Origin of the sequence: Pseudomonas sp. SIMBA_068 (assembly GCF_046534705.1) — a bacterium.
Lineage (GTDB): Bacteria > Pseudomonadota > Gammaproteobacteria > Pseudomonadales > Pseudomonadaceae > Aquipseudomonas > Aquipseudomonas putida.
Map to the genome: position 1 here is coordinate 1 of NZ_JAWRYI010001000.1, position 255 is coordinate 255.

Annotated in this window: 1 protein-coding gene; it reads right to left on the reverse strand. The window is 55.7% G+C overall.

Annotated elements, in window-relative coordinates; translation table 11 throughout:
- Positions 1 to 13: 13 nt before the first annotated feature.
- Positions 14 to 255, reverse strand: a 242-nt coding sequence (locus SB756_RS32435; RefSeq protein WP_410913552.1) for a hypothetical protein, incomplete at its 5' end; no start/stop codon positions are given.

The following is a 255-nucleotide window of genomic DNA, read 5'->3' on the forward strand; positions in this document are numbered from 1 at the left end:
CAGAAAATCGCATTCAGACGGCCTTGCGCAGACACATCGGCGACGAAAAACCACTGGGTATGCCTACCCATGGCAACCAGTGAACCGGCGCCAGAAAGCGACCCGCAAGCCGGTCAGCCAAAGCGCCGATACCCACAGACAGAGGCCCCGAAATATCTGGATAGAAAAAGACTTGCAGCAATTTCAGATACGGCCCACAGCGACCTTCCACAAATAGCGCGCGAGCTAGCGAAGGTTTCGCAGGTTTGCAGGCAT